The following is a 12,259-nucleotide window of genomic DNA, read 5'->3' as shown; positions in this document are numbered from 1 at the left end:
CTGTTTGCGAACGTTTTAAGCTATTTAAGGCCTCTGTCGTAAAAATATGGCGAATCCAGCGGTCAAATAGTGTTGCTTACGCGACAAACTGATTGCTTGCGCCTATCGAGCGAACAAGAACTGACAATCAGCCTAAAAAGAGCAGGGAAGCCGTGCCAGATTTCAAACCACTCTCCGAAACGGTCTTTGCAAGCCAACAGATCGAGCTTGCCGATGTCGCCTTTGCAAAATCCGCTGGCGTAACCACAATAATCAACAATCGTCCCGATGGTGAAGACCCGAATGCGCCGCAAAGCGATGCCATCGAAGCAGAAGTATTGGCACAAGGCCTTGGCTATATTGCAATTCCCATCGGGCATTCTGGCTTTAGCGAAGTGCAGATCGACGCCATGGTTGAGGCCATGAAAAACGCGGAAGGTGGTTTGCTCGCCTATTGCCGCTCAGGCACCCGCTCGACATTTCTTTGGGCGCTGGCAAGCGCCAAAATGGGAGCCGATCCCGACGCGATCACACAAGCTGCCATGGCAGCGGGCTATGACGTAAGTCCCCTTCGCCCGATGATGGACATGCTGGCCGCGCGCTAGCGCTTGGCTCTCTACTGCGCTTGGGCCTTCGCGAATGAACATTCATCCACTTCTGTTGCAGTTTCTTGTGTCTCTGGTCGCAATTCTTGCGCTCTACGGTCTTGCAAGAGCACTACGGTTAGGTGGGCAGCCAAAACTCACTGACGAGGATTCGGTGAGGTTTGCTGCGGGCGAGGTTGAAGATGGCTTCGAGCCGGGCAAGTTCGCAATATCGAGGCGGGGAGATGCCGCTCTTGCCCGCGATGCCAATGGACGAATGATGCTCATAAAGCGCCACGGCAATCGCTTTGCAGGGCGCATGCTCAACGACAGCGCACGCGTTAATGAAGAGGTGGACGCGATCATTGTTGACGTTGGCGATGCGCGTTTTGGCAGCGTGAGACTTTCCCTCGATGAACCCGGCATTTGGGTCGATGCGATCAACAGGTTATAACGCAAAGCAGTTATGCCAGATTTTTCGCCCACCCAGTATGCCGTGCCGCTTTTTGTGGTCGCCGTTCTCGCGGAGATGATTTGGTCACGTCTGCGCAGTCCGCAGAGCTATGAGCCGATGGACACTTTGGTGAGCCTGGCCTTTGGCCTAGGCTCCACGGTTGCCGGGGCATTGTTTGGCGGGTTCGCCGCCTTTGTGTTCATCGAGGCATATCAATATCGCATCTTCGACATGGGGCCCGAGTGGTGGAGCATTTGGTGGGCTTGGCCGCTTTGCTTCGTGCTGGATGACCTCAAATATTATTGGGTGCACCGTGCTGGCCATCGCATCCGATGGATGTGGGCGAGCCACGTGAACCACCATTCTTCCCAGCATTACAACCTCTCGACAGCCTTGCGACAAAGCTGGACCGGGGCGTTCACGTTCGGGCTGCTGTTTGCACTGCCTCTGGTGCTTCTAGGTTTCCACCCGGCCATGATTGCGATCTGTGGCGGGTTCAACCTCGTCTACCAGTTCTGGATCCATACAGAGGCGATTGACCGTATGCCGCGCTGGTTCGAAGCGGTTATGAACACACCCAGCCATCACCGCGTCCACCATGCGACCAATCCGCGATACCTTGATCGCAACTATGCCGGTGTCTTTATCATCTGGGACAAGATGTTCGGCACGTTTGAGGAGGAACTGTCGGCAAGAGATGGGGCTGAGCCCATCCGCTATGGCATCGTCAAGCAATTGGGCAGCTTCAATCTGCTCTACGCCGTATTCCATGAATGGATCGGGATGATCAGCGATATCTGGCGCAGCCCATGGCGCCACAAGCTTTCCTACCTCCTGCGCGAGCCCGGCTGGACCCATGACGGGAGCCGGGAGACTTCCGACACGATCCGCGCGAAGTGGCTGAGGCGGCAAGAGGCAGAGCCCAAGCCTCAAACAGACCAAGTGGCTGATCGAAACCCGATTGCAGACGCTGCGCAAGCTGCTAACTCTCCTTACTGAAGGAGAGATCATGGATAGTTTTGACTACATCGTCATTGGCGGTGGCAGCGGGGGAAGCGCGGTTGCCGGCAGATTGAGCGTGGATGGTACGCGCCGGGTTTGCCTGCTCGAAGCAGGCGGTCGCAACAACAATATGTTGATCAAGACGCCAGGCTTCATGCCTTTCATCCGCAATTCGTCGAATTACAAATTTGATACTGTCCCGCAAAAGGGGCTGAACGGACGGATCGGTTATCAGCCACGCGGCAAAGGCCTTGGCGGATCATCTGCGATCAATGCGATGGTCTACATTCGCGGAAACCGCTGGGACTATGATAATTGGGCCGAGATGGGCTGCATCGGCTGGTCATACGATGACGTTCTCCCCTATTTTCGCAAAGCGGAAAGCAATGAGAACGGCGCCAACGATTACCATGGCGGCGGCGGACCGTTGTTCGTTTCCAACCAGCGCGGCACCAATCCCACGAGCCACGCGTTCGTGGAGGCCGCCGGTGAATTGCAGCTGAAACGAAATGACGATTTTAATGGTGAGGGCCAAGAGGGCTTTGGCCTGTACCAAGTGACCCAGCGCGATGGCGAACGGTGGTCAGCAGCGCGCGCCTATGTCGAGCCTATCCGCGAGCAAGGTAATATCGACATTCGCACGAACACTCTGGTTGAAAAACTCGTCGTGGAAGACGGGCGGGTCACCGGAGTGCAAATCCGTCGCGGAAAGAAATCAGAGACGATCCATGCGCGTCGCGGCGTTGTTCTCTCGGCAGGCGCGTTCAATTCACCTCAAATCCTTATGCTCTCAGGCATCGGCCCTGCCGATCATTTGAAAGAGCAAGGTATCGAGGTTGTCCTCGACAAGCCTGCTGTTGGATCGAACCTGCAAGATCACATTGATTATGTGTCTGGCTGGGAAACAGAAAGTGATGTGCCCATTGGCGGCACCCTCAAAGGCACGCTCCAAATGGCAGCGGCAGTGATCGAACATCGCCGCAAGCGAACCGGCCGGATGACTACGCCTTATGCAGAAGCGGGCGGTTTCTGGACCGTGACGGACGGAGCGCCTGCTCCCGACGTTCAATGGCATTTTGTGCCTGCTGTCCTCGAAGATCACGGGCGTGAACAGATTAAGGCGCACGGATTTTCGCTGCATGCCTGCGTGCTTCGCCCGGAAAGCCATGGCACCGTGCGCCTCGGTTCAAATGATGCTGCTGCGGCACCGCTTATTGACCCTAATTTCCTGGACGATGACCGCGATATTGCGGTCATGCGCGCAGGCGTCAGGCTGTCTCACCGGATTGCAGAGGCTCCAGCATTGCAGGCTTACGGCCCGACGGACCGCCACCCGGTCGACTTGAATGACGACGATGCACTAGATCATCTCATCCGCGAGCGGGCTGATTCAGTGTACCACCCCGTCGGTACCTGCCGCATGGGCGCAGATAAGGATGCGGTTGTCGACACCACGCTCAAAATGCGCGGGCTCGATGGCCTGTGGATTGCTGATGCGAGCATTATGCCCAAACTTGTGAGCGGCAACACCAACGCTCCCAGCATTATGATCGGCGAGCGCTGCGCGGACTTCATCAAATCGGCGGAAACCGCCTAAACCCATACTCTGCAGACAAAAAAGAGGCCGGAGCGTTTCGTGCGCTCCGGCCTTCAAAAGTTTGATTGTTCGCAGGAGGAACATCGGTTGGCGGGATAAGAGGGGAGAGGAGAGAGAGTCTCTTACCCCGCCAAACTGGTTGCGCTCTTATCGAGCGAATTCAGGATAGGCTTCGACACCGATCTCAGCCTTATCGAGCCCGTTCATTTCGTCTTCTTCCGAAGGACGCACACCGATAGTGTATTTGAGAGCGAGCCACACGACAGCCGATGCAGCTGAGACCCAGACGGCGGTGAGAAGAACACCGACCAGCTGACCCACGAAGGTCGCATCACCCGTCCACGCAACGATGAGCGTGCCCCAGATACCTGCGATCAGGTGAACCGGGATAGCGCCGACAACATCGTCGATTTTGAACTTGTCCAGAAGTGGAACAGTGAAGACCACAATCGCGCCGCCGATGCCGCCGATCAGGATCGATTGACCCACAGTCGGAGCAAGCGGTTCGGCAGTGATCGACACGAGGCCAGCCAGCGCGCCGTTAAGGGCCATGGTGACGTCTGCTTTTTTGTAGAGAACCTGTGTCAGGATGATCGCCACGACCACACCGCCGGCTGCTGCCATATTGGTGTTGACGAAGATCTTCGAAACATCGGAAGCATCGCCCACGGTGCCCATCGCAAGCTGCGAAGCACCGTTGAAGCCGAACCAACCGAGCCACAGGATAAATGTACCCAGCGTCGCAAGCGGAATGTTCGATGCAGGGAAGACATTGATCTTGCCGTCTGCGCCATACCGACCGGCACGCGCACCGATGATGATTGCGCCAACGAGAGCAGCCCAGCCACCGGTTGAGTGAACAAGGGTCGAGCCCGCAAAATCGCTAAAGCCGTGGACGCTATCAAGATAGCCACCGCCCCATTCCCAGCTGACAACAACTGGGTAAATGATGCCGGTGAGAACCGTCACGAAGATGAAGAACGGAACAATCTTTACCCGCTCTGCCACGGTGCCCGAAACGATCGAAGCGGTGGTTGCACAGAAAACCATCTGGAAGAACCAGTCGGACGCAACCGAGTAACCGGTGCCTGTGTCGGCCTCGCTGACGCCTTGCATGGCGTATGGGAAACCAGCAATGCCAAACAGGCCGAGCGACCCTTCGGCAAAGCCAGGGTAGGCGATCGAATAACCGATTACCCAGAACATCAAACCGGCGATGGAATATAGGCCGATGTTTTTAAGGCACTGTGTTGACGTGTTCTTGGCACGGACAAGGCCAGCTTCGAGCATAGCAAAGCCAGCAGCCATCCACATCACCAGGAAGCCACCGATCAAGAACAGCAGGGTGTTGAAAATATATGCGGTTCCGGCCGAAACGACCTCCGCATCTGGAACAGCTGCCAGGGCAGGCTGAGCGACAAGCGCGCAAGCTCCAAGGAGAGCAGCGGCTTTCAGGAGAGGTTTTATCATATGCCTGTTCTCCGAGGGCTTAAAGTGCGGTTTCGCCAGCTTCGCCGGTGCGGATGCGCGTGGCTGAAGCAAGGTCGAGGACGAAGATTTTGCCGTCACCAATGGCTTCGGTGTTGGCTGTCTGCTGAATGGTTTCGACCACCTGCTCAGCGATATCGTCGCTAGCGGCAATTTCGAGCTTCACTTTAGGAAGCATATTGGTGGAGTATTCAGCCCCGCGATAAATCTCGGTCTGGCCTTTTTGACGGCCAAAGCCTTTGACCTCCGAAACGGTCATTCCGGCGACACCGATTGCGCCCAATGCTTCGCGCACCTCATCGAGCTTAAATGGTTTTATGATGGCGATGATGAATTTCATCCTTGCCCCCTTTATGGTTCCAGCCGGCCAATCCGGCTCGCTTCAACAAGCAGCAAGGAGCGTGCCATTTTCTAAAAGGGCGAGGTAACGCAGGGGAAACCAGACATGATGGAGCGATTCCATTCAGCAGGATGTGCAACTGCACAAAAATGCCTGCCCAATTTTTAACCTTCTGTTTATTTTTTAGGCAGTCGCGGTCACTTTCGCGCAAATTTAGGCGGCCGCACGTAACAATCTAACAGGGGTCAGGAATCGCCTGAAATATACTGCGTCGTTGCGCGAGTGGGCAGGCCGTCAATGCTGGAAGTGCGCCCAGCCATCTTGGCTTCCCAAGCGGCGGGGTCGGCGTTCCCGTGGAGTTTGGTGAGAGTATTGCGCTCACCTTCCAAGCTCATGAAGGGAACGCCGTAACCACACGAGGTCTGCACGCTCTCAACATCAATCACGAAAATCTGCCTGGTGCCTGGAAGCAATGTGAAGTTGGCCGACAGCGCCTCCCATTCGGCGTCCTGCGGCAGAACTGGACGACCTTTGCCATAAATGCGCAATATCAAGGCGGGCTGTTCAAAATTGCAGAACATGATCGTGATACGCCCCTTGTCGGGTTGATCCGACATCACATGGGCATGGGTCTCATTTCCCGAGCCGCCGAGATCAAGATAGGCAACCTGAGTGGGCGAGAGCACGCAGAATGCATCATAGCCCTTGGGGCTAAGGTTTATGCGCCCATCGATCGCAGCTGTGGCAACGAAGAACACGGCCTGCTTCTCGATCATGGCCACATGCTTTTCATCTAATGCATCGAAGAATTCGGCCATGAGCTGCTCCTGAGAATTAAGGCCCGAAATCTAGAGGAAGTCGCGCAAGACGGACATAAATCTGTCGAATTGATCGTGGTGTAGCCAGTGGCCTGCGTTTTCGAATTCGATCACGCTGGCGGTGTTGAAATGCTCGAGCCGCCCGTCTTTTTCAGGATTGGAGGCCCAGCTCTTCTCGCCATAAAGAAGCAACGTCGGGCACGTAATCGCGCCCCAGATCGCTTCCATAAATTCATCGGCCACATCCTCGACCTGCCACACGTTCAAATGCGGGTCGAATTTCCAGCTGTAGGTTCCGTCTTCGTTGCGGTTCACGCCGTGGATGGTGAGGTGGCGCGCCTGTTCTTCGGTGAGGTACGAGTTTTCTTCAATCATGCGCGCAAAAGCGGCCTCGATGCTCTCATATTTGCGCGGGGTGCGCCCTGCGGCTTTGCGCTTTTTCTCGATCCACTCGCGCATCCGTTCAGGGTAAGCCGTTTCGCGCTGTTTGGCTTTCCACTCTGGCGAAGGCCCCAAGCCTTCAATCGCGACCAGCTTTGTCACCATATCGGGGAACATGCCTGTATACCGAAGTGCGACATTGCCCCCCATCGAGTGGGAGACGATTGTTACAGCCCCCCGGCCAAGCTGATGCACCAATTGGGCAAGGTCGTAGACCATGTCGTTGGATGTGTAATTACCATCTGACACCCAATCGCTGTCGCCATGCCCGCGGTGGTCCATCGCAACCACGTGATAGTCCTTGGCCAATTCCTCAGCCGTCCAATCCCAGCTACGCGCATGATCGCGGCCACCATGAACCAGGACAAGCGGCGGTGCCTCATGGTTGCCCCAATCGACATCATTCAGTTTGAGGCGTTGGGAGATGAAGCTTTGAGAGGTGGGGCCTGAGTGGGTCATGTGATCCCAATGCCGTGAACTGCCAGTCCTCGCAAGCTACCTTTCTTTGGTGGCCGAGAAAGTGAGCTCGGGGTTCTTTTCAACCTGATAGTTCACGTCCCAGGGCGACTTCGCCATGAAGACAAGGTCGCCATCACGGTCGCGGGCAAGGTTTGCGCGGTTGAAACCCTCAAACTCATTGAGCGCTGACGTATCGCCCTTGATCCAGCGTGCAGTCGCAAAGGGCGATGCCTCCAACGCTGCCTCGACCTTATACTCGGCCGACAGCCGCGAGATAAGAACATCCAACTGAAGCTGTCCGACAACGCCCACGATGTGCTGCGCGCCGATCTCTGGGTAGAAGACCTGAATGACGCCCTCTTCGGAAAGGTCGTCGAGCGCTTTCCTAAGCTGCTTGGTCTTGGTCGGGTCTTTCAATTGGACACGGCGCAGGATTTCCGGCGCAAAGTTGGGCAGGCCCGTAAAGCGCAGCTGGTTTTTCTCTGACAAAGTGTCGCCTACGCGCAGAGTTCCGTGGTTGGGAATGCCGATGATGTCGCCTGCTTCAGCGGTGTCCGCAATCTCGCGGTCCTGCGCAAAAAACAGGATAGGAGAGTGGATCGCAATCGGTTTGCCAAGCCCAGAGGGCGTCAGCTTCATGCCGCGCTTAAATGTGCCCGAAACCTGACGCATAAAGGCAATGCGGTCGCGGTGATTGGGGTCCATGTTCGCCTGAACTTTGAAGATAAAGCCGGAGACCTCACCGTGATCGGGCGCGATTTGCTCGTCCCCTGCGGGTTGCGGGCGCGGCGGCGGGGCAAAATTGGCGATGGCTTCGATCAGCTCTGTCACGCCGAAGTTTTTAAGCGCTGACCCGAAATACACAGGCGTCATGTCGCCATTGCGGTAGGCCTCAAGGTCAAACTCGGGATAGCCTATTTGAGCCAGCTCAACGTTCTCAGCGACCTCTTCGGGTAGGTCGAAATCTGCAATGCGTGTGCCCTTGAACTCGCGCGATGGGCCCTCTGGCACGACGACTTCGCCGCTCGCAAAGTCGAGAATGCCTTGGAATTCTCCGCCCATGCCAACCGGATACATCTGCGGAGAAACATCGAGCGCGAGCATGTCTGCAATCTCGTCGAGCAGCTCGAAGACCGGCCGTCCCTCGCGGTCGACCTTGTTGACGAAGGTGATGATCGGGACAGAGCGCAGGCGGCAGACTTCAAAGAGCTTGCGCGTTTGCGGCTCGATCCCCTTTGCCGCATCGATCACCATCACGGCCGAATCCACCGCCGTCAGAGTGCGATAAGTGTCCTCTGAGAAATCCTCGTGGCCCGGCGTATCAAGCAGGTTGAACGTCACGCCCTCACGCTCGAACGTCATGACCGACGAGGTCACCGAAATCCCACGCTGCTGTTCGATCTTCATCCAGTCCGAGCGCGCCCGCCGCTGATCGCCGCGCGCCTTGACCTCGCCCGCAAGGTGGATCGCGCCGCCTTGCAGGAGGAGCTTCTCGGTAAGCGTCGTCTTACCAGCGTCGGGGTGCGAAATGATCGCGAAGGTGCGGCGATTTGACATCAAGTTCTCAGTGCTCCGCGGTTAGCCCCGCAGCTCTGCTCCCATTTTGGCCGCAGCTGCCACGACGCTGTCGGCGATGGCCTTTAGCTCTTTGTCTTTAAAGCTCTTGTCCTGCGGTTGCAGCGTCACCTCGATTGCAATCGACTTTTGCCCCTCGGGCACACCTTCACCGGTGAACACGTCAAAGACGCGCGCGCCCGCAATGTTCACCTTGTCCGATCCGCGCACCGATTTGAGCAGGTCTTCGGCGGCTAGGTCAGCGGCCACCAAGAAGGCGAAATCGCGCGTCACTGCTTGGAGCGCGGGCGGCGTGAAGCTTGGCCGGGCAAAGCTGACAGGGCCCTTGCCCGCCTTTTTCGCAGGGATGGCATCAAGGAACAGCTCAACCGCTGCCACCGGTCCGTCCATGTCGAAGGCCTTGAGCGTTGCAGGGTGCATCATGCCAAAGCGGGCAAGGATAATCTTGGGACCGAGGCGCAAGGTGGCTGATTGGCCCGGATGGAACTGGTCGCCCGCCTCACCCATCACCATCAACCGCGCCGTTGGAGCACCTACTGCTTCAAGCAAAGTGAGAGCAGCAGCCTTCGCATCGTAAGCATCAAAGCTTGCCGCTTTGCCAGTGGCCCAGCCGCGCGTCGTCTTTTCCCCTGCAAGGACCACTCCCAAGGTCGCTCGCTCATCGCTTGCGCCCGCTTTGCCGCGGAAATAGCGGCGACCCAGTTCAAACACCCGCGTTGATCCTGCACCGCGATCTGCATTGCGTTTGGCTGCCATCAACAGGCCGGGGATGAGCGAGGGACGCATGACCTTCATGTCTTCGCTGATCGGGTTGCTTAGCTTCCACAGATCATCGGTCGCGGTGAAATGCGCCGCGACGTCTTCGGGCAAGAACGACCAAGTAATCGCCTCATCCAGCCCGCTGCCAGCCGCCGCACGACGAAGTTTGCGCTCGAGCATTTGCTGCGGGCTGGCCGTTGGCCGTGCCACACCGTCCACGCGGGGAAGCGCGACGCTTTCAACCTTATCAAGGCCGTGAATACGCACGACCTCTTCGACGAGGTCTGCAGGCCCTTCGATGTCATTACGACGAAGTGGACAGGTGACCTGCCAATCGCCTGAGACCTCGAAGCCGAGGCTCTCAAGGATCGCCCGCTGCTCGGCGTCAGCGATATCTACGCCGCCAAGTCGTTTGGTAAGAGCCGTGTCGAATGCGACGACCTTGGCCTTTGTTGGGGGCGAGCCAGCATGCACAGCCTCGCCCGCCGTTCCGCCAGCAAGCTCCGTGATGAGCCCTGTGAGAAGGTCGAGGCCTTGCTCCAGAAACTCAGGATCGACCCCGCGCTCAAACCGTATCCGCGCATCGGTCGCAAGGCCAAGCTGGCGGCCCGTGACACCGGTTCTGGCAGGGTCGAAATAGGCGATTTCGAGGAGAACATCCTTGGTGTCATCCTGCACCCCTGTCTCCTCGCCGCCCATGATGCCGCCAATGCCCAGCACTTTCGCCTCATCGGCAATCGCGGTCATGGTGTCGTCGAGCGTGTAGGTCTTCTCGTTCAGCGCGAGAAGCTCTTCGCCCGCCTTTGCCCGGCGCGCACAGATCGAGCCTTGCAGCTTGGCAAGGTCATAAACGTGAGCAGGGCGCCCGAAGGCAAGCATGAGGTAGTTGGTTAGGTCCACCAGAAGCGAGATCGGCTTCTGGCCAGCCGACTTCAAACGCTGCTGCATCCAATCGGGCGATGGGCCGTTTTTGACGCCCTTGATGACCCGGCCGTAGAACGCAGGGCATCCCTCGGGGTCATCGGTGCGGATTTCGATGGGGCACTCGCCCGAGGCCTCAAACTTCGGGAAGGCGATGGGCTTGAGCGTGCCCAAGCCTGCCGCTGCCAAGTCGCGCGCGATGCCGTAAACGCCCATGCAATCGGGACGATTGGGCGTGATCGCAACTTCAATGATCGGTGATGAGCCTTGGTAGTCGGCAAAGCTATGGCCGACGCTCGCGTCCTCTGGAAGTTCTATGATGCCATCGTGATCTTCGCCAAGTTCCAGCTCGCGCGCAGAACACATCATGCCAGTGCTTTCGACCCCGCGAATGGCCGCCTTGCGCAGCTCCATGCCGTTGGAAGGTACGACGGCTCCCGGAAGACCAAGCACGCCTTTCATCCCAGCGCGCGCATTGGGCGCGCCGCATACAACCTGAACTGGATCGCCTTCTCCGGTATCGACGCTGAGCACTTGAAGCTTGTCAGCATCGGGGTGCTTTTCGGCCGAAAGGACATGCGCAACACGGAAACCCGCGAGGGTCTCAGAAGGATCTTCGACACCTTCAACCTCGAGGCCAATCGCATTGAGCGCGTCGCAAATTTCTTGAAGGCTAGCCCCTGTATCGAGGTGGTCTTTTAGCCATGTGGTTGAGAACTTCATGGGCGCACTCCCACACCGGCAGAAAGCGTCGGCTGATCGTAGGGCGAGAAGCCATAGTGTTCGAGCCAGCGCGGATCGCCGTCGAAGAAGGCGCGCAAATCGTTCATCCCGTATTTGAGCATAGCGATGCGGTCGATGCCGAGGCCAAAGGCGAACCCTTGGTATTTGTCAGCATCGATCCCAGCGAATTCAAGCACGCGGCGGTTGACCATGCCGCTGCCGCCCAATTCCATCCAGTCGTGGCCATCATCATCCCCGTGGCCGCCCACAACGCGGCGCCCGCCTTCTTTTCCGGCGCCTTCGTTGGAATAGCCGACATCGACTTCGACCGAAGGCTCGGTGAACGGGAAGTAGGAGGGGCGCAGACGTAGCACGATATCTTCGCGCTCAAAGAAGGCTTTGAAGAAGGTCTCCAGCGTCCATTTGAGGTGGCCGAGGTGAATGTCCTCATCCACTACAAGCCCTTCGACCTGATGGAACATCGGGGTGTGAGTTGCATCGCTATCAGAACGATAAACCCGGCCCGGCGCGATGAGGCGGATGGGGGCACCCTCGGCCTTCATCGACCTGATCTGCACCGGCGATGTGTGGGTCCGCAGCAACATCGAAGCGCCGTCTGCCGCCTTGTCCGAAAAATAGAACGTGTCGTGCATCGCGCGCGCAGGGTGGCTTTCATCCATGTTGAGCGCGGTGAAATTGTGCCAATCGTCTTCGATCTCGGGGCCGGTCGCCACGGAGAAGCCAAGGTCGGCGAAGATCTCGGCAAGCTCATCCATCACTTGGCTGACCGGGTGGATCGAGCCCTTCGGTTGCTCTGGCGCGGGAAGCGTGAGGTCAATCGTCTCGCTTGCCAGCTGCACTTCGAGAGCCGCTGCTTCGAGATCGGCCTTCTTTGCATCAATTGCTTCCGCCACCTCGCCGCGCACCGCTTGAATGGCAGGCGCGGCTTCTTTGCGCTCATCAGGGCTCATCTGCCCGAGTGTTTTGAGCGCAAGGCTCACCCAGCCCTTTTTGCCAAGCGCTGCCACGCGCTGCTCTTCAAGCGCGTCGAGGCTAGTGCTCGCTTCGATTGCCGCAAGCACGGCCTGTTTTTGATCTGTCAGTTCGGTCATTAATTCC

The 12,259-nt window shown here is 57.6% G+C and carries 11 protein-coding genes; 4 read left to right on the top strand and 7 right to left on the bottom strand.

Features of this window, described 5'->3' with window-relative positions; all coding sequences use genetic code 11:
• The first annotated feature begins 152 nt into the window (after positions 1–152).
• Genes AC0V6Q_RS12310 through AC0V6Q_RS12295 form a run of 4 tightly spaced genes read left to right on the top strand, consistent with a single transcriptional unit; the run spans position 153 to position 3,616 of the window.
• Entirely contained in the window at positions 153–584 is a 432-nt protein-coding gene (locus AC0V6Q_RS12310) for a protein tyrosine phosphatase family protein (RefSeq protein ID WP_486168667.1), read from the top strand.
• Positions 585–618: 34 nt separating this feature from the next.
• The gene (locus AC0V6Q_RS12305; protein ID WP_486168666.1) at positions 619–1,017 is read left to right on the top strand and encodes a hypothetical protein; all 399 of its coding nucleotides are present in this window, start codon (positions 619–621) and stop codon (positions 1,015–1,017) included.
• A 12-nt stretch (positions 1,018–1,029) separates the two neighbouring features.
• Positions 1,030–2,016, top strand: coding sequence for a sterol desaturase family protein (locus AC0V6Q_RS12300; RefSeq protein ID WP_486168665.1), 987 nt, complete (start codon positions 1,030–1,032; stop codon positions 2,014–2,016).
• A 10-nt stretch (positions 2,017–2,026) separates the two neighbouring features.
• Positions 2,027–3,616 (top strand): GMC family oxidoreductase, encoded by a 1,590-nt coding sequence (locus AC0V6Q_RS12295; protein WP_486168664.1) that lies wholly within the window; start codon positions 2,027–2,029, stop codon positions 3,614–3,616.
• 147 nt (positions 3,617–3,763) lie between these two features.
• Here AC0V6Q_RS12295 and AC0V6Q_RS12290 read toward each other — a convergent pair whose 3' ends face one another.
• From AC0V6Q_RS12290 to pheS, 7 genes are all read right to left on the bottom strand, one after another.
• Positions 3,764–5,086, bottom strand: a complete 1,323-nt coding sequence (locus tag AC0V6Q_RS12290; RefSeq protein ID WP_486168663.1) for an ammonium transporter family protein — start codon at positions 5,084–5,086, stop codon at positions 3,764–3,766.
• 19 nt (positions 5,087–5,105) lie between these two features.
• A complete protein-coding gene (locus AC0V6Q_RS12285) occupies positions 5,106–5,444 on the bottom strand; it encodes a P-II family nitrogen regulator (protein ID WP_034962446.1) in 339 nt (112 codons plus the stop codon).
• A 245-nt stretch (positions 5,445–5,689) separates the two neighbouring features.
• Positions 5,690–6,262: a pyridoxamine 5'-phosphate oxidase family protein gene (locus tag AC0V6Q_RS12280; RefSeq protein ID WP_486168662.1), complete on the bottom strand. Its 573-nt coding sequence runs from the start codon at positions 6,260–6,262 to the stop codon at positions 5,690–5,692.
• 30 nt (positions 6,263–6,292) lie between these two features.
• Positions 6,293–7,162 (bottom strand): alpha/beta fold hydrolase, encoded by an 870-nt coding sequence (locus AC0V6Q_RS12275; protein ID WP_486168661.1) that lies wholly within the window; start codon positions 7,160–7,162, stop codon positions 6,293–6,295.
• A 36-nt stretch (positions 7,163–7,198) separates the two neighbouring features.
• Positions 7,199–8,719: a peptide chain release factor 3 gene (locus AC0V6Q_RS12270; RefSeq protein WP_486168660.1), complete on the bottom strand. Its 1,521-nt coding sequence runs from the start codon at positions 8,717–8,719 to the stop codon at positions 7,199–7,201.
• A 21-nt stretch (positions 8,720–8,740) separates the two neighbouring features.
• Positions 8,741–11,140 (bottom strand): phenylalanine--tRNA ligase subunit beta, encoded by a 2,400-nt coding sequence (pheT, locus tag AC0V6Q_RS12265; RefSeq protein WP_486168659.1) that lies wholly within the window; start codon positions 11,138–11,140, stop codon positions 8,741–8,743.
• Positions 11,137–12,252 carry a phenylalanine--tRNA ligase subunit alpha gene (pheS, locus tag AC0V6Q_RS12260; RefSeq protein WP_486168658.1) on the bottom strand — a complete coding sequence of 372 codons (1,116 nt, stop codon included), beginning with the start codon at positions 12,250–12,252 and terminating at the stop codon, positions 11,137–11,139. The genes pheT and pheS overlap by 4 nt, the downstream gene beginning before the upstream one ends.
• Between the last annotated feature and the right edge of the window lie 7 nt (positions 12,253–12,259).

It is taken from the genome of Erythrobacter sp. S227 (genome assembly GCF_057364925.1).
Note: the sequence above shows the minus strand (reverse complement) of the source record. Positions and strands in the feature narration are given on the sequence as shown.